This window comes from Streptomyces racemochromogenes, assembly GCF_044129415.1.
Lineage (GTDB): Bacteria > Actinomycetota > Actinomycetes > Streptomycetales > Streptomycetaceae > Streptomyces > Streptomyces racemochromogenes_A.
Genome location: NZ_JBBDHD010000013.1, coordinates 16,446 through 37,962, shown reverse-complemented (window position 1 = coordinate 37,962; position 21,517 = coordinate 16,446). Strand labels below are relative to the sequence as shown.

The window sequence follows — 21,517 nt, the reverse complement described above, 5'->3', positions numbered from 1 at the left end:
ACATGAGACCCTTGTAGGAATCTGCCCGCCAACCCGAAAGCATGGCCAGTGACCGCCACGGACCGCTCCATCGAGCTCATCACCACCGCCGCCCAGGCGGCGGCCGACCGGCTCGCGCACGACATCATCGCGTACGACGTCAGCGACGTGCTGTCGATCACCGACGCCTTCCTGCTCGCCTCCGCGCCCAACGACCGCCAGGTCAAGTCGATCGTGGACGAGATCGAGGAGCGGCTGCTCAAGGAGCTCGGCGCCAAGCCGGTGCGCCGCGAAGGCGACCGCGACGCCCGCTGGATCCTGCTCGACTACGTCGACATCGTGGTCCACGTCCAGCACAGCGAGGAGCGCGTCTTCTACGCGCTGGAGCGCCTGTGGAAGGACTGCCCCGAGATCGAGCTCCCCGAGGACGCCAAGCTCACCATCGGCAAGGCCGAGGAGCACGCCAAGCTGCGAGAGGCGCAGGGCGACGACGACCTGGACGGTGATCTGTTCTGAGCGCGGCCACCAGCACCGGGAGGCCCGGCGGCGCCGCCGGTACCGGCAGGAAGATCGTCCTCTGGCGGCACGGCCAGACCTCCTGGAACCTGGAGCGCCGCTTCCAGGGCTCCACGGACATCGAGCTGACCGAGACGGGGCTGGCGCAGGCGCGCCGCGCCGCCCGGCTGCTCGCCTCGCTGAAGCCGGACGCCATCGTGGCCTCCGACCTGAAGCGGGCCGCTGCCACGGCCGCCGAGCTGGCCGCCGTCACGCGTCTGCCCGTGGCGCACACCGAGGCGCTGCGCGAGACGTACGCCGGTGAGTGGCAGGGGCTGACGCACGAGGAGATCGTCGAGAAGTACGGCGAGCAGTACGCGGCGTGGAAGCGCGGCGAGCCCGTCCGGCGCGGTGGGGGCGAGCTGGAGACCGAGGTCGCCGACCGTGCCGCCCCCGTGGTGCTCGAACACGCCGACCTGCTGCCCGCGGGCGGCACGCTCGTCGTCGTCAGCCACGGCGGCACCATCCGTACGACCATCGGCCGCCTGCTGCGGCTGGAGGCGCGTGACTGGGAGAGCCTCGGCGGCCTCTCCAACTGCTGCTGGTCCGTCCTCGGCGAGGGCGCGCGGGGCTGGCGGCTGCTGGAGCACAACGCCGGCACCCTGCCGGAGCCGGTGCTCGGCGACGACGACTGAGCCCCTCCGCGGGCCGCTCCGACCCGGATTTCACTTTCCGGCTGGTCACAGGCTAGAGTTCTTCTTGTTCGCAGCGAAGAACACCGGAAACGGGGGGAACGCCGCGGAGAGCGGGGCTATAGCTCAGTTGGTAGAGCGCCTGCATGGCATGCAGGAGGTCAGGAGTTCAATTCTCCTTAGCTCCACAATCAGGATCCCGTCCCCAACAGGGGGCGGGATCCTTGCGTTTGTCCTCCCTGTGCTTGCTGACCCCGCCGGGACCGGCGTGGCAGAATCGGACGGCCGGAGGGGGACACGACGGTCCGACGCGGGAGGGAGTCGCTGACGGATGGGTGCACACCGGCGGCGGTGCGACTGGTGCAACAACGGCACGCCGATCGTTCGGGACATGGAGCCGGTCAATCCCGACTACCAGTACTGGTGCGAGGAATGCGCGCGGGCGCTGATCATAAAAGGCGATCCCATCGAGACCTACCGGGAGCTGGAGGGCGAGCCGATCTACGGCCGCCTCCTCGACGAGCACTGCACGCTCAAACGCTTCTACCAGTTCGCCCGGGCATGACCGGCTCACACGAGGTCAAAATACGGGCGAATCGGACATAACGGGGCCCGGGGAAACCGATTTTTGGTCTGGGGCCATGACCGTGTAATGTTCTCGATGTCGCCAGGGGGAACCGGCAAGGGAAACCGAGAAGGGGCCCGGCGGCAGAGAGAAACAAGGGGCTATAGCTCAGTTGGTAGAGCGCCTGCATGGCATGCAGGAGGTCAGGAGTTCAATTCTCCTTAGCTCCACAGTGTGGAAGAGGGTCACCCGGATCGGGTGGCCCTCTTCTCGTTGTGCGGAACGGCAGAGCGGCCGGACGAGCCCCTGCGGTACCCTGACGCCATGCGTGCCGTACGCCTTCTGCTTACCGAGCCGCGCTGAGCAGCACCGACCCCGAGAGGGTCGGCATCGGCGCGGCGTCCCCTCCTGTGCGAGGGGTTTTTTCGTTTGGGCAGGCAGAGACGGCAGAGACGATCGATGGAGCTTCAGGAATCATGAGCGAGACGAACACCCCGGCCCCCGAGGCGGCCGAGGGGCACCGTTACACGGCTGCCATGGCCGCCGACATCGAGGCACGCTGGCAGGACGTATGGGACGCGGAGGGCACCTACGAGGCGCCCAACCCGACCGGGGACCTGGCCGGCGACCCGGCGGTCGTCGCCCGGCCCAAGAAGTTCATCATGGACATGTTCCCGTACCCCTCGGGCGCGGGCCTGCACGTCGGGCACCCCCTCGGGTACATCGCCACCGACGTCTACGCCCGCCACCAGCGGATGTCCGGCCACAACGTCCTGCACACCCTGGGCTTCGACGCCTTCGGCCTGCCGGCCGAGCAGTACGCCGTGCAGACCGGCACGCACCCGCGCGTGTCGACCGAGGCGAACATCGAGAACATGAAGCTCCAGCTGCGCCGGCTGGGCCTGGGCCACGACAAGCGCCGGTCGTTCGCGACGATCGACCCGGAGTACTACAAGTGGACCCAGTGGATCTTCCTGCAGATCTACAACGCGTACTACGACACCGACGCGAACAAGGCCCGGCCTATCGCCGAGCTGGTCGCCGCCTTCGAGAACGGCTCCCGTGAGGTCCCCGGCGGCCGGGCCTGGGCGGAGCTGACCGCCGGCGAGCGCGCGGACGTGCTGAACCAGTACCGCCTGGCCTACGCCTCCGACGCGCCCGTCAACTGGTGCCCCGGGCTGGGCACCGTACTGGCCAACGAAGAGGTCACCGCCGACGGCCGCTCCGAGCGCGGCAACTTCCCGGTCTTCAAGTCCCGCCTGAGCCAGTGGAACATGCGCATCACCGCGTACGCCGACCGGCTGCTGGACGACCTGGACGCGCTGGACTGGCCCGAGGCCATCAAGCTCCAGCAGCGCAACTGGATCGGCCGCAGCGAGGGCGCGCGCGTCGACTTCGCCCTGGGCGAGGAGGCCATCACGGTCTTCACCACCCGCCCCGACACCCTGTTCGGCGCCACCTACATGGTGCTGGCGCCCGAGCACCCGCTGGTCGAGAAGTTCGTCCCCGCCGCCTGGCCCGAGGGCACCCGCGACGTGTGGACCGGCGGGCACGCCACCCCCGCCGAGGCCGTCGCCGCGTACCGCAAGCAGGCCGGCGCCAAGTCCGACGTCGAGCGGCAGGCCGACGCCAAGGAGAAGACCGGCGTCTTCACCGGCGAGTACGCGGTCAACCCCGTCAGCGGCCAGAAGGTCCCCGTCTTCATCGCCGACTACGTGCTGATGGGCTACGGCACCGGCGCGATCATGGCCGTTCCCGCGCACGACACCCGCGACTTCGAGTTCGCCCGCGCCTTCGAGCTGCCGATCCGCTGCGTGGTCGAGCCCACGGACGGCCGCGGCACCGACCCGGCCGAGTGGGAGGACGCGTTCGTCTCCTACGACGCCAAGCTGGTCAACTCGGCCGGCGAGGGCATCTCCCTGGACGGCATGGGCGTGGTCGAGGCCAAGGCCGCCATCACCGAGTGGCTGACCGAGCGGGGCATCGGCGAGGGCACCGTCAACTTCCGCCTGCGCGACTGGCTGTTCAGCCGCCAGCGCTACTGGGGCGAGCCCTTCCCGATCGTCTACGACGAGGACGGCGTCGCCCACTCGCTGCCCGAGTCGATGCTGCCGCTGGAGCTCCCCGAGGTCGAGGACTACTCGCCGCGCACCTTCGAGCCCGACGACGCCGACTCCAAGCCCGAGACCCCCCTCTCGCGCAAGGCCGACTGGGTCAACGTCGAGCTCGACCTCGGCGACGGGCGCGGCGTGCGCCGCTACCGCCGCGAGACCAACACCATGCCCAACTGGGCCGGCTCCTGCTGGTACGAGCTGCGCTACCTGGACCCGCACAACGCGGACGCGCTGGTCGACCCGGAGATCGAGCAGTACTGGATGGGCCCGCGCGAGAGCGCCCCGCACGGCGGCGTCGACCTGTACGTGGGCGGCGCCGAGCACGCGGTGCTGCACCTGCTGTATGCGCGCTTCTGGTCCAAGGTGCTGTTCGACCTGGGCCACGTGTCCTCGGTCGAGCCGTTCCACAAGCTGTTCAACCAGGGCATGATCCAGGCCTACGTCTACCGCGACGAGCGCGGCTTCCCGGTCGCGGCCACCGAGGTCCAGGAGCGCGACGGCAGGTTCTTCTTCCAGGGCGAGCCGGTCAAGCGCGAGCTGGGCAAGATGGGCAAGTCCCTCAAGAACGCCGTCACCCCGGACGAGATCTGCGAGGAGTACGGCGCCGACACGCTGCGCCTGTACGAGATGGCGATGGGCCCGCTGGACGTCTCCCGTCCCTGGGACACCCGCGCCGTCGTCGGCCAGTACCGGCTGCTCCAGCGCCTGTGGCGCAACATCGTGGACGAGGAGACGGGCGCGGTGACGGTCGTCGACGCCGAGCCCGCCGAGGAGACCCTGCGCGCCCTGCACAAGGCCATCGACGGGGCCGGCTCGGACATGGCGGGCCTGCGGTTCAACACCGCCATCGCCAAGATCACCGAGCTGAACAACACCCTGACGAAGGCGGGCCGCCCGCTGGAGCGGTCCGTGGCCGAGCGCCTGGTGCTGCTGATCGCCCCGCTCGCCCCGCACATCGCGGAGGAGCTGTGGCACCGCCTGGGGCACACCGACTCGGTGGTCCACCAGGACTTCCCCGTCGCGGACCCGGCGTACGTGGTCGACGAGACCGTCACCTGCGTGGTGCAGGTCAAGGGCAAGGTCAAGGCCCGCCTGGAGGTGCCGCCGGCCATCTCGGAGGCAGACCTGGAGCAGCTGGCGGTCACCGACGCGGCCGTCGTGGCCGCGCTGGGCGGCGCCGAGATCCGCAAGGTGATCGTGCGCGCCCCGAAGCTGGTGAACATCGTCATCTGACGCCGGGGGCGCCCGGGGGCGCCGTTCTCCGGGTGATCCCGTACGGGCAGGTTGGGGGTTCGAATGGAACCCCCGACCTGCCCGTGGCGTTTACGGTGGAAGGGACGGGATCCGGCCGGGGAAGGGAACCTCATGGAGGTAGGCGCGTTGGTCATCATCTTTGCCCTGGTGGTGCTGTTCGCCTTCCTGGGGCTGGGAGCCTGGGCCACCGTCAAGGCGGTCGGCGCGGCGAAGCGGGGTGTGGACCGGACGATCACGCAGGCCCGCCGGACGGTGGAGGACACCACCCTGAGGGCCAGGAGCCTCGCCCAGGGCGGGGTGCCGGCGGCGCTGGCACAGCTGCGCCTGGACCTGCGGTCGTCGATGCGCGCCACGCAGGCGGCCCTCTACCAGGGCGTTCAGGCGGACGCCTCGCTGAAGGAGTCCATCGCCCTCTTCGAGCGGCTGAGCCGGCACGGACACGAGCTGGACGACGAGCTCAAGCGGCTGGAGCAGGAACCGGACCGCAAGCGGATCGCGGAGCGCCTGCCCGACCTGCGGGAGCGCACCGCGAAGATCACGGAGTCGGCCGACTCGCTGCGGTGGGCGGCCCGTGACCGGGCCCGCCAATTCGCCGACGAGGACCTGGAGGCGCTGTCGGCGCAGATCGAGGTCGAGTCGAGCGCCCTGCGCGACTGGTCCCGGGAGTCGGTCGACGACCTGACGGCCGCGGCGGCGGCGTGGGACGCGGGGCCGGGGGCGCGTTCGGGGGCGTCCGGTGCGGGTGCGGAGTCGTCGCGTGCGGCGGGATCCGGGGCCCCGGGAGCCGGTGCGGCCGCGCGGGGGCGGACCGGGCAGCAGCGGGCCGCGCTGGACCCCGCGAAGCCGGCGGCGACCCACCCCTGGCAGAAGGCCCGCAGGCCGGAAGCCGCTTCCTGAGCGCGGCGCCCGCGGCGGGGCCGGCGCCGGGGAGGCCGCGGAGGCGAGGGTGACGCATGTGGTGCGGGCTGCCGGATCGCCTCCCCGGGCGGTAACCTCCGGCTCATGTCCCGCCATGTCGCGATCGTCACCGATTCCACGGCCTATCTGCCCCCGCAGGCGGTGGCGCGGCACGGGATCACCGCCGTTCCCCTGACCGTCGTCCTGGGGGACGAGGCCCTGGAGGAGGGCACCGAGATCTCGGCCCGCAGCCTTGCCGCCGCCCTGCAGAAGCGCCGCCCGGTCACCACCTCCCGCCCCGGTCCGGAACAGTTCGTACGGGCCTACCGGGCGGCGGCGGACGCCGGTGCGACCGGCATCGTGAGCCTGCACCTCTCCGCCGAGTTCTCCGGCACCTACGACGCCGCCGTGGTCGCGGCGAAGACGGCCCCCGTCCCGGTGCGCGTCGTGGACACCGGCATGGTCGCGATGGCCCTGGGCTTCTGCGCCCTCGCCGCGGCCGAGACGGCCGAGGCGGGCGGATCGGCCGACGAGGCCGTGGCCGCCGCCGAGAAGCGGGCCGCCGAGATGTCGGCGTACTTCTACGTGGACACCCTCGACTACCTGCGGCGCGGCGGCCGGATCGGGGCGGCGCAGGCCCTCCTCGGGTCGGCGCTCGCGGTCAAGCCGCTCCTCACGCTGGACGGCGGGCGGATCGAGATGCTGGAGAAGGTGCGGACGGCGTCCAAGGCCATCGCACGGCTGGAGGAGCTCGCCGTCGAGCGGGCCGGGACGCGCAGCGTCGACGTGGCGGTCCACCACCTGGCGGCGCCGGAGCGGGCCGAGAAGCTCGCGCAGCGGCTGGGGGAGCGGATCCCCGGCCTGGTCGAGCTGCACGTGAGCGAGGTCGGCGCGGTGATCGGCGCGCACACCGGGCCGGGGCTGCTCGCGGCGGTGGTCTCGCCGCGCTGACCGCCCGGTGCACCCGCACGGGTGGCGGGGTTTTCCACAACGGGCCGGTCATGCACCGGAATCGGGGGCTCCGAGCGGGGGGACGGGGGCCGGGCCTAGCGTCGGGGCATGACTCTTCGCACGCGCGCTCCGCGCCCCTCGGGCACTTCCGGATCCTTCGACGCCCCCGGGCCTTCCGGCGCCGGTCCCGGGCCCTCAGCCGCCGGTCCCGGGCCCTCCGACGCCTCGGCCACCGCTGCCGGCCGCGGTGGCGGCAGCGGGCCGGGGAGGGGGCTCATTTCCGACGGCCGGTTTCGTGACCGCCGCCGTGCCCGGTCGCAGCCCCGCCCCGACCCCGCCGCGGTGCGCCGCCGCGCGGAGGCCCTGCTGGCCGGTGCCCCTTCCCCCCGACGGCCCGAGCCGCCTCCGGACCCCCGGGTGCCTCCGGGGCCCGGGCTGGCCACGGGGCTGCCTTCGGGGCTGCCTTCGGGGGTGGTCGAGCGCCGGGCGCGGGTGCCCGGGCGGCCTGCGGTGGTGCCGGGGGCCGGGTCAGGGGCGCTCGCCGGGTCGTCCGCGTCGTTCGGGGCAGGGGGCGGGGCGGGACCCGCGGCCGCGGCTCCCTCGGGGGGTGCCGCAGGGGCGGTGGCCGGGGCTCCGCCGCCTGGGCCGCCGTCGGAGGGCGGGGCCGGTGGTGCGCGTGCCGGGGCCGGGTGGTGGCCGGCCGTGCGGGAGCGGCTGCCGGTGTGGGTGCAGGTCCGGTGCGGGGTGGAGCCGCGGTCGGTGGCCGCCGTGGGGGTGGTCCTGGCCGTGGCGGTGGGGTTCGCCGTCCAGCAGTACGGGGCGGCCCGCCCGCAGCCGGTGAAGGCGCCCGCCGTGCTCGCCCCCGCGCCGCCCCCCGCCCCGCCCCCGGTGCCGGGAGCGGGCTCGGCCGGGCCGGGCGGCCGCATCGTGGTGGACGTGGCCGGCAAGGTCCGCGATCCCGGTGTGCGGCGGCTGCCCGGCGGCTCACGGGTGGAGGACGCGCTGGCCGCCGCCGGCGGAGTACGGCCGGGCACCGACACCACCGGGCTCAACCTGGCCCGGGTCCTGGTGGACGGCGAGCAGGTGCTGGTGGGGGTCACGGCGCAGCCGGTGCCGGGCGGCGGGGGTCCCGCGGGTGGTCCGGTCCCGGGCCCGCTGAGTCTGGCCGGTGCGACCGTCGAGCAGCTGGACGGGCTGCCGGGGGTCGGCCCGGTGCTGGCCCGGCACATCGTGGAGTTCCGCACGGCCCGGGGCGGCTTCCGGGCGGTGGAGGACCTCCGGCAGGTCGAGGGCATCGGCGAGCGCAGGTTCGCCGAGCTGCGCAAGCTGGTGCGGCTGTGAGCGCCGCCGGGCCTCCGGGCGCGGAGGCCGGGGCCGGTGGGACCGGGCCGGGGGACGCCGGGGCGGCGGACGGCAGGGTGGCGGACGGCGGGGCGGTGGAGGGCGGGGGTGGGCCCCTCGATCTGCGGCTGGTGGGGCCCGCCCTGGGCGCCTGGGGCGCGGCTGCCGTCGGTCTCGGGGTCTCCGCGGCGTGGTGTGCCGTCGGGGCGGGAGTCGCGGTGGCCGCGGCCGGGGTGCTGCTGGTGGCGGGCTCCCGCGGGAGGCGGCCGGTCTGGCAGATCGCCACCGCCGCGGCGGCAGCCCTGTTGTGCGCGGCCGCCGGGGCGGGGGTGGCCGGGTTGGAGCGGGCCGAGGCGCGGGCGGGGCCCGTGGCCCGGCTGGCGGGGGAACACGCCCGGGTGCGCGCCGAGCTCACCGTGGCTTCCGACCCGCGGGCCGCCCGGAGCGGGAGCGGGCCGCCCGTGGTCGTGCTGGACGCGGTGGTCACCGGGGTCACCGGCCCCGACGGTGCGCGGACCCGGGTGGAGACCCCGGTACGGGTGCTGGCCGGGCATCCGGGGTGGGCCCGGCTGGAGCCCTCGGCACGGGTGGAGGTGGTGGCCCGGCTGGCGCCGGCGCGGGAGGGGGAGCGGGCCGTGGCGCTGGTCCGGCCCGCCGGGGACGTCCCACCGCGGGTGACGGGCGGCCCGGACCGCGCGCAGCGGGTCGCGGGGCGGCTGCGCGCCGGGCTGAGGCAGGCCTCCGAGGGGCTCCCGGGGGACGCCCGGGCGCTGCTGCCGGGGCTGGTGGTCGGAGACACCTCCCGGGTACCGCCCGAGCTGCACGACGCGTTCGAAGCCACCGATCTGCTGCACCTGCTGGCCGTCTCCGGATCCAACCTGACCGTGGTGCTGTACCTGCTCATCGGGCCTCCGGGGCGGGCCCAGTACGTGGAGCGGGGCGGGCTGGCGCCCCGGCTGGGGCTGTCGCTGCGGTTCACGGCCCTGTGCGGGGCGGCCCTGACGCTGGGCTTCGTCGTGATGTGCCGGCCCGATCCGAGCGTGCTGCGGGCCGCCGCCTGCGGGGCGGTGACCCTGCTGGCCCTGGCCACGGGGCGGCGCAGGTCCCTCCTCCCGGCACTGGCCGCGGCGGTGCTGCTGCTGGTGCTGTACGACCCCTGGCTGGCCCGGGCGTACGGGTTCCTGCTCTCGGTGCTGGCCACCGGGGCGCTCCTCACCCTGGGGCCCCGCTGGGCCGGGGCGCTGCGGGCGCGCGGGCTGCCCCCGCGGCTCGCGGAGGCCCTGGCGGCGGCGGCCGCGGCGCAGGCCGTGTGCGCTCCGGTGGTGGTCGTGCTGTCGGGCCGGGTGAGCCTGGTCGCCGTGCCCTGCAACCTCCTGGCGGAGCTCGCCGCGGGGCCGGCCACGGTGCTCGGATTCGCCGCACTCGTGTCCGCCCCGCTGTGCATGCCCCTCGCGGAGCTGCTGGCCCGGGGCGCCGGGGTGCCGGCCGGGTGGATCGCCGCCGTCGCGCGGGCCGGGGCGGGGCTGCCGGGGGCGGGGCTGCCGTGGCCGGGCGGGCCGGGCGGCGGGGTGCTGCTGGCGGTGGTCACGCTGGCGTTCGCTGGGCTCGGGGTCCGGTTCGGGCGGCGGCGCGGGGTGCGGGCCGCCGTGGTGGTGGTGCTGCTGGTCGCGGTGGTACGGCCGCCCCCGCTGACCCGTATGCTCACGGGCTGGCCCCCGCCCGGCTGGAGCTACGTCCAGTGCGCCGTGGGCCAGGGGGACGCCGCCGTCCTCGCCGCCGGGGAGGGGACGGCCGTCGTGGTCGACGCCGGACCGGAGCCCGGCCCGGTGGACGGCTGTCTGCGCGCCCTCGGGGTCACGCGCGTCCCCCTGCTCCTGCTGACGCACTTCCACGCCGACCACGTGGGCGGCCTGTCCGGGGTGCTGCGGGGCCGCTCGGTGGGTGTGATCGAGACCACCGCCGTGGCGGACCCGCCCGCACAGGCGGCGCGGGTCCGGCGGACGGCGGCCGGGGCCGGGGTGCCCGTGGTGCCGGCGGTCGCGGGGGAGCGGCGGCGGGTCGGGGGGCTGGAGTGGCAGGTGCTGTGGCCGTCGGCGTCCGCGCCGCCGCCGCAGGGACCCAACGACACGAGCGTGGCCCTGCTGGCGCGCGCCGCGGGGCTGACGTTCCTGCTCCTCGGGGACCTGGAACCGCCGTCCCAGCAGGCCCTGCTGAGGGAGCATCCGGAACTGGGGCCGGTGGACGTGCTCAAGGTCGCCCACCACGGTTCGGCGCACCAGGACCCCGGCCTCGTAGAGCGGATCCGGCCACGCCTCGCCCTGGTTCCGGTCGGGGCCGACAACCGGTACGGGCACCCGGCGCGGAGCACCCTCGCACGGCTCGAAGCCCTTGGGGCGGCTGTGCTGCGCACCGATACGGACGGCTCCGTGGCCGTCTGTGGCGGCGGCTCGGGGCTCCGTGCGGTTCCCGCCGGACGGCGGCCGAAAAGGCGCGGTCATACCGGGCGCGACCACTCTGTTTGCCCACAACCCGACAGCATGATCGAATGCGTCTTCGCCAGAACCGACGTACACACAGCACGGGGGTGCATCAGTCATGTTCGGTCGCCGACGGGGGACGGATACGGCCGGGAGCGGCAGTTCGCAGACGTCCGCCACGCTGACATTGCCGCCCACGGCACGCCTGTTGAGCTGTCGGGTCCTCGACACGGTCCACCAGCCCATCCGGCAGGCCAAGTTCGAGGTCACCGACCCGATCGGCCGACGGGTCGTCAGCGGGGAGACGGACCCGTACGGGGGGTTCACGGCGGCCGTGCCGGAGGGGGAGTACCGGCTCTCGGTCAGCGCCGAGGGATACGCCCCGTTCCATGGGGCGACCCTCGTGGGGGACCCGGCGCAGCCCGGCACCGCGGAGATCATCCTGGACTCGGTGGAGCCGCCGGTGCTCCCGCAGCCCGGCCACTGGGAACTGGACCCGACGCACTCGTCGATCGGGTTCACCGCGAAGCACATCGGCTTCGCCCGGATCCACGGCCGGTTCGCCACCTTCGCCGGAGCGGTGCGGATCGCGGAGCGGATGGAGGACTCCTCCATGCACGTGATCATCGACGCGGCGAGCATCGACACCGGGCTGCGGATGCGGGACGACCACCTGCGGTCGGCGGACTTCCTGGACGCCGCCCGGTACCCGACGGTGGAGTTCTACAGCGAGCGGTTCATCCACCGCAGCGGCAGCCGCTGGGCGGTCGCCGGAGCCCTGACCCTGCACGGGGTGAGCCGTTCCGTCACCCTGGACACCCAGTACCTGGGCGTCGGCACGGGGCTGGAGGGCGAGCCCCGTGCCGCCTGCCGCGCCACGGCGGAGCTGCACCGCGAGGACTTCAGCCTGAACTGGCAGTCGGTGCTGGCGCAGGGGATCGCGGCGATCGGTTCGAGCGTGGAAGTGGCGCTGGACGTACAGATCGTCCACAAGGCCTGAGGGCGGCGCCGCCGCCCGGCTCAGGGGGCTTCGAGCCAGCCCTCGTACGCGGCGGCGAGCTCGTCCAGCAGGGCGGCGTCGAGCCGCTGCCGCGGGTCCTCGACGACCACCAGCCACTGGGCGTCCTCGGCGTCGTCCTCGCCGGCCAGGGCGTCACGCACCAGCTGCGGCTCCTCGGTGAGGCCGAAGCGGTCGACGGCCTCCTGGGCCACATCCTCGGCGGCGTCGCGGTCGGGCAGGACCAGTACATGTCGCAGGTTCACCGGACCATTCTCGGGCACCGGGGGCGGGGCGCTGTCGGTGCGGCGTGGGATGCTGGAGCCGATGGCCACCAGGAAGAACCCCACCGACGATCCCCTCGCCCCCATCACCCTCGCGGTGGGGCAGGAGGACCTGCTGCTCGACCGCGTCGTCCGGGACGTCGTGCAGGCCGCCCGCGCGGCCGACGCCGACACGGACGTGCGGGACCTCACCTCCGACCAGCTCCAGCCCGGCACCCTGGCGGAGCTGACCAGCCCCTCGCTCTTCTCCGAGCGCAAGGTCCTGATCGTGCGGAACGCGCAGGACCTGGGCGCGGACACGGTGAAGGAGGTCAAGGCCTACCTCGCCGACCCGTACGAGGAGATCGCCCTCGTCCTCCTCCACGCGGGCGGGGTCAAGGGCAAGGCCGTGCTGGACTCCGCCCGCAAGGCCGGGGCCCGGGAGGTCGCCTGCCCGAAGATGACGAAGGCCGCGGACCGGCTCTCGTTCGTCCGCGGCGAGTTCCGCACGCTGGGCCGCTCCGCCACCCCCGAGGCCTGCCAGAACCTGGTCGACGCGATCGGCGCCGACCTGCGGGAGCTGGCGAGCGCGGTGGCACAGCTGTGCGCGGACGTCGAGGGGACGATCGACGAGGCCGTGGTCGGCCGCTACTACACCGGCCGGGCCGAGGCATCGAGCTTCACCGTCGCCGACCGGGCGGTCGAGGGGCGGGCGGCGGAGGCCCTGGAGGCCCTGCGCTGGTCCCTGGCGACCGGGGTCGCTCCCGTGCTGATCACCAGCGCGCTGGCGCAGGCCGTCCGGGCCATCGGGAAGCTGGCCTCCGCCCCGCGCGGCGCCCGCCCCGGCGACCTCGCCCGCGACCTCGGCATGCCGCCGTGGAAGATCGACCGGGTCCGGCAGCAGATGCGCGGCTGGTCGGCGGACGGGGTCTCGCAGGCGCTGCGCGCCGTCGCGCTGGCCGACGCGGGCGTCAAGGGCGGCGGGGACGACCCCGAATACGCCCTGGAGAAGGCCGTCGTGGCGGTGGCGCGGGCCGCCAGGGCCTCGCGGGGACAGTAGCCGGTCTGCCGCCGGACGCCCGGGCCGGCCGGGAGCTGCGAGTTGCCGCTGCGCGGGGCCGGCCTGGGGGCTCCGGCCCCGGACCCCGGCGCTTCGAACGCCGGCGGGGCCGGATGTCGGCGCGGGTGTACGCGAAGGCCCCGGACTCTGCCCTGGGGAAGGGCGGAGGCCGGGGCCTTCGGTCACTGCTGTGTGCGCCGCACCCGCGTGGCGAACGCAGGCCGCGTGCGGCGCTGGGTGCCGGTCAGGAGCGGATGAGAGGGCCCGCTTGGTCCTTCCCGGCGTTCACATCGAGTGCGGAACCTCAGATGGCGGCAACCTTGGAGGCCAGCGCCGACTTCTTGTTGGCGGCGGCGTTCTTGTGGATGACACCCTTCGAGACGGCCTTGTCCAGCTTCTTGGAAGCCAGGCGGGCCGCAGCGGTGGCCTTCTCCGCGTCGCCGGCGAGGATGGCCTCGTTGGCCTTGCGGATGAAGGTGCGCAGCTCGGACTTGACCGACTTGTTGCGAAGGCGGGCCTTCTCGTTGGTCTTGTTCCGCTTGATCTGGGACTTGATGTTCGCCACGAAAGAGCCTTTTCAGGTTCAGAGTATTTTTCCGGATGTGTCACGTCTGCTGAGAGGGCATGCGAGACACAGCCACCCAGGCTACCAGGCGCGCTTCGACCGGCCCAAACCGAGCGCATCGCCCGGTCCATGGGACCATGGGACCCTGCGTACCGTTCGACAGCAGATCCGACAGCGACCCGAGAATCAGGACACTGCGTGCCCGCCATCCCCAGCCACGTGCCCGAGCCGAGCCGTACCGACCCGGCGCTGATCCGCAACTTCTGCATCATCGCGCACATCGACCACGGCAAGTCGACCCTCGCCGACCGGATGCTCCAGCTCACCGGTGTCGTCGACCAGCGGCAGATGCGCGCCCAGTACCTCGACCGCATGGACATCGAGCGTGAGCGCGGCATCACGATCAAGTCGCAGGCGGTCCGCCTGCCCTGGGCCCCCACCGAGGGCGCCGGGACCGGGACCACGCACATCCTGAACATGATCGACACCCCGGGCCACGTCGACTTCACCTACGAGGTCTCGCGCTCCCTCGCCGCCTGCGAGGGCACGATCCTCCTGGTGGACGCCGCCCAGGGCATCGAGGCCCAGACCCTCGCCAACCTGTACCTGGCGATGGAGAACGACCTCGCGATCGTCCCGGTCCTGAACAAGATCGACCTGCCGGCCGCCCAGCCGGAGAAGTTCGCCGAGGAGCTGGCGAACCTGGTCGGCTGCGACCCCGACGACGTCCTGCGCGTCTCGGCGAAGACCGGCCTCGGCGTCGACGCGCTGCTCAACCGCGTGGTCGACACCGTCCCGGCCCCGGTCGGCGTCAAGGACGCCCCCGCCCGCGCGATGATCTTCGACTCGGTCTACGACTCGTACCGCGGCGTGGTCACCTACGTCCGTGTCGTGGACGGCACGCTCAACAAGCGCGAGCGCATCCGGATGATGTCCACCGGCGCCACGCACGAGCTGCTGGAGATCGGCACCAACTCGCCCGAGATGCTCCCGGCCGACGGCCTGTCCGTCGGCGAGGTGGGCTACCTGATCACCGGTGTGAAGGACGTCCGCCAGTCCAAGGTCGGCGACACCATCACCCAGCAGACGAACGGCGCCACCGAGTCCCTCGGCGGTTACAAGGACCCGAAGCCGATGGTCTTCTCGGGCCTGTACCCGCTCGACGGCTCGGACTACCCCGAGCTGCGCGAGGCCCTGGACAAGCTCCAGCTCAACGACGCCGCGCTCGTATACGAGCCGGAGACCTCCGCGGCGCTCGGCTTCGGCTTCCGCGTCGGCTTCCTCGGCCTGCTCCACCTGGACGTGGTCCGCGAGCGCCTGGAGCGCGAGTTCGGCCTCGACCTGATCGCCACCGCGCCCAACGTGGTCTACCGGGTGGTGCTGGAGGACGGCAAGGAAGTCACCGTCACCAACCCGAGCGAGTTCCCCGAAGGCAAGATCAAGGACGTCTTCGAGCCGGTCGTCCGGGCCACCGTCCTCGCACCCACCGAGTTCATCGGCGCGATCATGGAGCTCTGCCAGCAGCGCCGCGGCACCCTGCTCGGCATGGACTACCTCTCCGAGGACCGCGTCGAGATCCGCTACACGCTCCCGCTCGCGGAGATCGTGTTCGACTTCTTCGACCAGCTGAAGTCCAAGACCCGCGGTTACGCCTCCCTGGACTACGAGCCCACCGGCGAGCAGGCCTCCAGCCTGGTCAAGGTGGACATCCTGCTCCACGGCGACAAGGTCGACGCCTTCTCCGCCGTCTGCCACAAGGACGCCGCCTACGCCTACGGCGTGCGCCTGGTGGCGAAGCTGCGCGAGCTCATCCCGCGGCAGGCCTTCGAGGTGCCGGTCCAGGCCGCGATCGGCTCCCGCGTCATCGCCCGCGAGACCATCCGCGCCATCCGCAAGGACGTCCTCGCCAAGTGCTACGGCGGTGACATCTCCCGTAAGCGGAAGCTGCTGGAGAAGCAGAAGGAAGGCAAGAAGCGCATGAAGATGGTCGGCTCCGTGGAGGTCCCGCAGGAGGCCTTCATCGCCGTCCTCTCCAGCGACGAGTCCAGCGGCAAGAAGAAGTAGCCGCGGCCGTTCCATGTCGCGCGAAAAGGGTCCACATGCACACGCATGGGGGCCCTTTTCGTTATGAAGCGGCCGCTCGGGGGCCCTTACGCACCGGGCGGGCGGCCTCTACCCTGATCGAAGCTCGATGGTTACCGGCCAGTTAACCGACCGGTAATGAAACACGCCAGCCGCGTACCCGGCGGCTGCACCCCGCCAGCCCAAGCGCCCCACGCCCACGCCCTGGCCGCGTGGACCCGGTCCGGAGGATGTCGTGAGCGACACACAGACCTTGATCGAGAACCGCCCGCCCACCGTGGCGGCCCTCTTCCTTGACCGCGTCGCCGCCACACCGAACGGGGAGGCCTACCGCTACCCGGTCCCCTCGGCCCGCCCCGAGGGAGGCCCCGACGACTGGAAGTCGCTCAGCTGGGGGCAGGCGGCCGACCGGGTCTTCGCCATCGCCGCCGGCCTGATCACCCTGGGCCTGCACCCCGAGGAGCGCGTCGCCCTCGCCTCCAACACCCGCGTCGAGTGGATCCTCGCCGACCTGGGGGTGATGTGCGCGGGCGGCGCCGTCACCACGATCTACCCCAGCACCAACGCGGACGAGTCCGCCTTCATCCTCTCGGACTCCGAGAGCCGGGTGCTCATCGCCGAGGACGCCGCCCAGCTGGCCAAGGCCCGCGAGCGCCGCGCCGACCTCCCCGACCTGCGCCACGTGGTCGTCATGGAGACCGCCGACGCGGTCCCCGCCGCGGGCGACCCGGAGGGCTGGGTGCTCTCCCTCGCCGACCTGGAGGCGCGCGGCAGGGAGTACCTCGACCAGCACCCGGCCGCGGTCAAGGACCGGATCGCGGCCATCACCGCCGACCAGCTGGCCACCCTCATCTACACCTCGGGCACCACCGGCCGCCCCAAGGGCGTCCGCCTCCCGCACGACAACTGGTCGTACATGGCCAAGGCCACCGTCGCCACCGGCATGATCAACAGCGACGACGTGCAGTACCTCTGGCTGCCGCTCGCCCACGTCTTCGGCAAGGTCCTCACCTCCGGCCAGATCGAGGTCGGGCACGTCACCGCCGTCGACGGCCGCATCGACAAGATCATCGAGAACCTGCCGGTCGTCCAGCCGACCTACATGGCGGCCGTCCCGCGCATCTTCGAGAAGGTCTACAACGGCGTGGCCGCCAAGGCCCGGGCCGGCGGCGGCGCGAAGTACAAGATCTTCCAGTGGTCGGTCGGCGTCGCCCGCGAGTACGCCAGGGTCACCCAGGACAACTACCGCCGCACCGGCCGGGCCACCGCCCCCTTCGGCCTCTCGACCCGGCACAAGGTCGCCGACGCGCTCGTCTACTCCAAGCTCCGCGAGGCCTTCGGCGGCAAGCTCCGCGCCGCCGTCTCCGGCGCCTCCGCCCTCGCCCCCGAGATCGGCTACTTCTTCTCCGGCGCCGGTATCCACATCCTGGAGGGCTACGGCCTCACCGAGTCCAGCGCCGCCTCCTTCGTCAACCCCGGCGAGGCCTACCGCACCGGCACCGTCGGCAAGCCGCTGCCCGGCACCGAGGTGCGCATCGCCGACGACGGCGAGGTCCTGCTGCGCGGCCCCGGCATCATGCAGGGCTACCACCGCCAGCCCGACAAGACCGACGAGGTCCTGGAGAGCGACGGCTGGCTCCACACCGGCGACATCGGCGAGCTCTCCCCGGACGGCTACCTGCGCATCACCGACCGCAAGAAGGACCTGATCAAGACCTCGGGCGGCAAGTACGTCGCCCCGGCCGAGATCGAGGGCCAGTTCAAGGCCATCTGCCCCTACGTCTCCGCCATCGTCGTCCACGGCGCCGACCGCAACTTCTGCACCGCCCTGGTCGCCCTCGACGAGCCCGCCATCCTCGGCTGGGCCGCCGAGAACGGCCTGGAGGGCAAGACGTACGGCGAGGTCCTGGCCGCGCCCGAGACCCACCGCCTGATCGAGACCTACGTACAGACCCTCAACGAGAACCTCCAGCGCTGGCAGACGATCAAGAAGTTCCGCATCCTCCCCCGCGACCTGGACGTCGAGCACGGCGACCTCACGCCCAGCCTCAAGCTGAAGCGCCCGGTCGTCGAGCGCGAGTTCAAGCACCTCATCGAGGAGATGTACGCCGGGTCCCGCGAGGCCTGACCCCGCCCCGCGGCCGAGGGCGTAAACGACCATGGGGCAGTGCGGGACAATGGGCCCATGCCTTCCGCACTGCCCGACGGTGACCCCATGCCCGAAGACGGCTCGCTGCCGTCGCACGCCCTGGCGGGCGCCGGCGAGCGGCCGCTGGGGTTCTACCTGCACGTCCCGTACTGCGCCACCCGCTGCGGGTACTGCGACTTCAACACCTACACCGCCACCGAGCTGCGCGGCACCGGCGGCGTCCTCGCCTCCCGCGAGAACTACGCCGACACCCTGATCGACGAGGTCCGCCTCGCCCGCAAGGTGCTCGGCGACGACCCGCGCTCGGTGCGGACCGTCTTCGTCGGCGGGGGCACGCCCACCCTGCTCCCCGCCGGCGACCTCGTCCGCATGCTCGCGGCGATCCGCGACGAGTTCGGGCTGGCCGAGGACGCCGAGGTCACCACCGAGGCCAACCCGGAGTCCGTGAACCCCGCGTACCTGGCGGAGCTGCGCGCGGGCGGCTTCAACCGGATCTCCTTCGGCATGCAGAGCGCCAGGCAGCACGTGCTGCAGGTCCTCGACCGCACGCACACCCCCGGCCGCCCCGAGGCCTGCGTCGCCGAGGCGCGCGCGGCGGGCTTCGAGCACGTCAACCTCGACCTGATCTACGGCACCCCCGGCGAGTCCGACGACGACTGGCGGGCCTCCCTGGACGCCGCCCTCGGCGCCGGGCCGGACCACGTCAGCGCCTACGCCCTCATCGTCGAGGAGGGCACCCAGCTGGCCCGGCGGATCCGCCGCGGCGAGGTCCCGATGACCGACGACGACGTCCACGCCGACCGGTACCTGATCGCCGACGAGGTCATGGAGCGGGCCGGCTACTCCTGGTACGAGGTCTCGAACTGGGCCACCTCCGAGGCCGGCCGCTGCCTGCACAACGAGCTGTACTGGCGCGGCGCCGACTGGTGGGGCGCCGGCCCCGGAGCCCACTCGCACGTGGGCGGGGTCCGCTGGTGGAACGTGAAGCACCCCGGCGCCTACGCGGCCGCCCTCGCGGAGGGCCGCTCCCCGGGCGCGGGGCGCGAGCTCCTCTCGGAGGAGGACCGGCGGGTGGAGCGGATCCTGCTGGAACTCCGCCTGGTCGACGGCGTCCCGCTGTCCCTGCTGGCCCCGGCGGGCCTGGCGGCCTCACGCCGCGCCCTGTCCGACGGCCTCCTGGAGGCGGCCCCGTACGAGGCCGGGCGCGCGGTCCTGACCCTGCGGGGGCGGCTCCTGGCGGACGCGGTGGTGCGGGACCTGGTGGACTGATCCCCCGCCCGGGTGAATCCCCCCGTTACCGGGCCCGTACTGCCTAGGCTGTTCCTAGGCTGCCGTCGACAGTACGCGGCGGATGTGGAGGACCACGGAGATGACCGCTGTGGACGAGTACGGGATGGCCAAATTCTTCGCGGGGTTCGAGCCCCCCGAGGGCGTTAAGGCCGAGCTCCTCCGGGGGGAAATCGTGATGATGGCCGGTCCCGATCTGGTGCACAACCTGATCGTGGAGGACGTGCAGGACCAGATCCCGCGCAAGCGGTGGGTACGGCTCCAGACCCAGGACGTCGACATCGTCGACGAGGCGAGCGAGCCCGTTCCCGACCTGGTGGTCCTGGATCGTCAGGCGAACCCGGGGTCGGGACGTCTCCTGCCGTCGCAACTGATCACGCTGGTGGTGGAGGTCGTCTCCAAGACCAGCGTCGACAGGGACTACGTGACCAAGCGCTCGATCTACGCCGCCGGCCGGGTACCCGCCTACCTGATCATCGACCCCGTCGTCGGGCAGTGTGTCCTGCTGACCAGCCCGGTCGGCAAGGGAGACGATGCCGACTACCGGTCGCAACGGCTGTGGAAGTTCGGCGAGTCGGTGTCCCTGGAACCGCTCGGTATCGAGCTGGACACGAGCGACTTCGGCACGTTCCAGGGCGTCAGGCCTCACCACTACCCGTGACGAAGTCGATCAGCTCCTCCACCCGCCCCAGCAGCGTCGGCTCCAGGTCCCGGTAGGACGTCACGCGGGACAGGATGTGCTGCCAGGCGGCCCCCGTGTTCTGCGGCCAGCCCAGGGCCCGGCAGACGCCCGTCTTCCAGTCCTGGCCGCGCGGGACCTCCGGCCACGCGCCGATGCCCAGCGCCGACGGCTTCACCGCCTGCCAGACGTCCACGTACGGGTGACCCACGACCAGCACGTCCGGCGAGGTCACCGAGGCCGCGATCCGGGACTCCTTCGAGCCCGGCACCAGGTGGTCCACCAGGACCCCCAGGCGGGCGTCGGGTCCGGGCGCGAACTCCGCCACCACCGCCGCGAGGTCGTCGATCCCCTCCAGGTACTCCACCACCACGCCCTCGATCCGCAGGTCGTCGCCCCAGACCCGCTCGACCAGCTCGGCGTCGTGCCGCCCCTCCACGTAGATCCGCCCCGCCCGCGCCACCCTCGCCCGCGCCCCCGGGACGGCGATCGAGCCCGAGGCCGTACGGGCCGGCGCGGCGGGAGCCCGTGACGGGCGCGTCAGCGTCACCACGGCGCCGTCCAGCAGGAAACCCCGGGGTTCCAGCGGGAACACCCGGCGCCGGCCGAACCGGTCCTCCAGGGTCACCGTCCCCGCCTCGCACGCCACCACCGCGCCGCAGAAGTCCGTACCCGCCACCTCGACCACCAGATCGGGGTCGGCCGGCACCTCCGGCACGGCCTTGGCACGCTTCCACTGCGGGGTCAGGTCGGGGGAGTACTCACGCATCCGGCCGACACTAGGAGCGCGGCCGCCCTCACGCCCGCGACACGCCGAACCGGTCCGCCAGTGTGTCGCGTTGCGCACGCACGAAGCCCGCCTCCACCACCGCTCCGTGACCCGGCACGTACAGCGCGTCCTCCCCGCCCAGCGACAGCAGCCGGTCCAGGGCGGCCGGCCACTGCCCCGGCACCGCGTCCGAGCCCGCCTGCGGCTCGCCCGACTCCTCCACCAGGTCCCCGCAGAACACCGTCTCCCGCTCGCCCGGCACGAAGACGGCCAGGTCGTGCTGGGAGTGCGCCGGCCCCACGTTCGCCAGCAGCACCTGCACCCCGCCCAGCTCCAGCGTCCACTCGCCCGAGACCAGGTGCCCGGGCGCCTTGAGCAGGTCGCTCGCCTCGGCCGCCGCCTCCTCCGCCAAGCCGTGGGCCACCGCGCTCGCCCGCAGCTCCTCGCGGCCCCGGGGCGTCGCCAGCAGCCGGTCCAGCCCCACCGCGCCGTAGAACTGGGCGCCCGCGAAGGCCGCACCGCCCAGCACGTGGTCGAAATGTCCGTGGGTGAATGCGATATGGGTCACGTGCCGGCCGGTCAGCCGCTCCGCCTCGGCCCGCACCCCGGCGCCCTCCCGGACGCTCGATCCCGGGTCGATCAGGAGCACCGACTCGTCCCCCACCACCAGTCCCACGGTGCAGTCCCACACCGGGAGCCGTCGCCGGCCCGCCCGCCCGGTCAGCCGTTCCCAGCCCGCCTCTTCCCAACGCACGTCCATGCGGCGACGCTACCCTGGCGGGCCGCCCTTGCCCCCGGCGTACTACCCGGCCGTACACTGACCGGGGGATCCCTGGCACTCGGACGGCCAGAGTGCCAACCAAACCCAGACCGCCCGACCACGACCGACCGCATCCGGAGG

At 73.0% G+C, this 21,517-nt stretch carries 17 protein-coding genes, 2 tRNA genes and 1 pseudogene; 16 read left to right on the top strand and 4 right to left on the bottom strand.

Annotated elements, in window-relative coordinates:
• The first annotated feature begins 48 nt into the window (after window positions 1-48).
• The 11 genes and pseudogenes from rsfS to WDV06_RS07555 all read left to right on the top strand — a co-directional run bounded on the left by rsfS (window position 49) and on the right by WDV06_RS07555 (window position 11,765).
• Window positions 49-495, top strand: coding sequence for a ribosome silencing factor (gene rsfS, locus WDV06_RS07605; RefSeq protein ID WP_365159128.1), 447 nt, complete (start codon window positions 49-51; stop codon window positions 493-495).
• Entirely contained in the window at window positions 492-1,169 is a 678-nt protein-coding gene (locus WDV06_RS07600; RefSeq protein WP_395508910.1) for a histidine phosphatase family protein, read from the top strand. The genes rsfS and WDV06_RS07600 overlap by 4 nt, the downstream gene beginning before the upstream one ends.
• A gap of 112 nt (window positions 1,170-1,281) precedes the next feature.
• Window positions 1,282-1,354: transfer RNA gene (locus WDV06_RS07595), tRNA-Ala, on the top strand.
• A gap of 143 nt (window positions 1,355-1,497) precedes the next feature.
• Window positions 1,498-1,731 carry a hypothetical protein gene (locus WDV06_RS07590; protein WP_007264019.1) on the top strand — a complete coding sequence of 78 codons (234 nt, stop codon included), beginning with the start codon at window positions 1,498-1,500 and terminating at the stop codon, window positions 1,729-1,731.
• Window positions 1,732-1,888: 157 nt separating this feature from the next.
• Window positions 1,889-1,961 (top strand) — tRNA-Ala (locus WDV06_RS07585).
• A gap of 246 nt (window positions 1,962-2,207) precedes the next feature.
• On the top strand, window positions 2,208-5,078 hold the full coding sequence (gene leuS / locus WDV06_RS07580) for a leucine--tRNA ligase (protein WP_395508866.1): 2,871 nt from the start codon (window positions 2,208-2,210) through the stop codon (window positions 5,076-5,078).
• A 132-nt stretch (window positions 5,079-5,210) separates the two neighbouring features.
• The gene (locus WDV06_RS07575; protein ID WP_395508865.1) at window positions 5,211-5,996 is read left to right on the top strand and encodes a hypothetical protein; all 786 of its coding nucleotides are present in this window, start codon (window positions 5,211-5,213) and stop codon (window positions 5,994-5,996) included.
• 105 nt (window positions 5,997-6,101) lie between these two features.
• Window positions 6,102-6,947 (top strand): DegV family protein, encoded by an 846-nt coding sequence (locus tag WDV06_RS07570; protein WP_395508864.1) that lies wholly within the window; start codon window positions 6,102-6,104, stop codon window positions 6,945-6,947.
• Window positions 6,948-7,649: 702 nt separating this feature from the next.
• Window positions 7,650-8,288, top strand: coding sequence for a ComEA family DNA-binding protein (locus tag WDV06_RS07565; RefSeq protein WP_395508863.1), 639 nt, complete (start codon window positions 7,650-7,652; stop codon window positions 8,286-8,288).
• A 77-nt stretch (window positions 8,289-8,365) separates the two neighbouring features.
• A pseudogene (locus WDV06_RS07560) lies at window positions 8,366-10,762 on the top strand (ComEC/Rec2 family competence protein); the annotation flags it as partial.
• 121 nt (window positions 10,763-10,883) lie between these two features.
• Window positions 10,884-11,765, top strand: coding sequence for a YceI family protein (locus WDV06_RS07555; protein WP_395508862.1), 882 nt, complete (start codon window positions 10,884-10,886; stop codon window positions 11,763-11,765).
• A 20-nt stretch (window positions 11,766-11,785) separates the two neighbouring features.
• Here WDV06_RS07555 and WDV06_RS07550 read toward each other — a convergent pair whose 3' ends face one another.
• Window positions 11,786-12,028, bottom strand: coding sequence for a hypothetical protein (locus WDV06_RS07550; protein WP_395508861.1), 243 nt, complete (start codon window positions 12,026-12,028; stop codon window positions 11,786-11,788).
• 61 nt (window positions 12,029-12,089) lie between these two features.
• Between WDV06_RS07550 and holA the strand changes: the two genes are divergently transcribed.
• Complete coding sequence (holA, locus tag WDV06_RS07545; protein WP_395508860.1) at window positions 12,090-13,085, top strand: DNA polymerase III subunit delta; 996 nt, start codon at window positions 12,090-12,092, stop codon at window positions 13,083-13,085.
• 304 nt (window positions 13,086-13,389) lie between these two features.
• Here holA and rpsT read toward each other — a convergent pair whose 3' ends face one another.
• On the bottom strand, window positions 13,390-13,650 hold the full coding sequence (gene rpsT, locus WDV06_RS07540) for a 30S ribosomal protein S20 (RefSeq protein WP_030030523.1): 261 nt from the start codon (window positions 13,648-13,650) through the stop codon (window positions 13,390-13,392).
• A gap of 198 nt (window positions 13,651-13,848) precedes the next feature.
• Here rpsT and lepA point away from each other — a divergent pair, with 198 nt between their 5' ends.
• The 4 genes from lepA to WDV06_RS07520 all read left to right on the top strand — a co-directional run bounded on the left by lepA (window position 13,849) and on the right by WDV06_RS07520 (window position 19,829).
• A complete protein-coding gene (gene lepA, locus WDV06_RS07535; RefSeq protein ID WP_045946286.1) occupies window positions 13,849-15,714 on the top strand; it encodes a translation elongation factor 4 in 1,866 nt (621 codons plus the stop codon).
• 253 nt (window positions 15,715-15,967) lie between these two features.
• Window positions 15,968-17,860 carry an AMP-dependent synthetase/ligase gene (locus tag WDV06_RS07530; RefSeq protein ID WP_395508859.1) on the top strand — a complete coding sequence of 631 codons (1,893 nt, stop codon included), beginning with the start codon at window positions 15,968-15,970 and terminating at the stop codon, window positions 17,858-17,860.
• A gap of 57 nt (window positions 17,861-17,917) precedes the next feature.
• The gene (gene hemW, locus WDV06_RS07525; protein ID WP_395508858.1) at window positions 17,918-19,150 is read left to right on the top strand and encodes a radical SAM family heme chaperone HemW; all 1,233 of its coding nucleotides are present in this window, start codon (window positions 17,918-17,920) and stop codon (window positions 19,148-19,150) included.
• Between the two features lie 100 nt (window positions 19,151-19,250).
• A complete protein-coding gene (locus tag WDV06_RS07520; RefSeq protein WP_045946281.1) occupies window positions 19,251-19,829 on the top strand; it encodes a Uma2 family endonuclease in 579 nt (192 codons plus the stop codon).
• Here WDV06_RS07520 and WDV06_RS07515 read toward each other — a convergent pair.
• Entirely contained in the window at window positions 19,807-20,616 is an 810-nt protein-coding gene (locus WDV06_RS07515; RefSeq protein WP_395508857.1) for a DUF3097 domain-containing protein, read from the bottom strand. The genes WDV06_RS07520 and WDV06_RS07515 overlap by 23 nt on opposite strands.
• Before the next feature lie 28 nt (window positions 20,617-20,644).
• The gene (locus WDV06_RS07510) at window positions 20,645-21,376 is read right to left on the bottom strand and encodes an MBL fold metallo-hydrolase (RefSeq protein ID WP_395508856.1); all 732 of its coding nucleotides are present in this window, start codon (window positions 21,374-21,376) and stop codon (window positions 20,645-20,647) included.
• Window positions 21,377-21,517 lie beyond the last annotated feature (141 nt).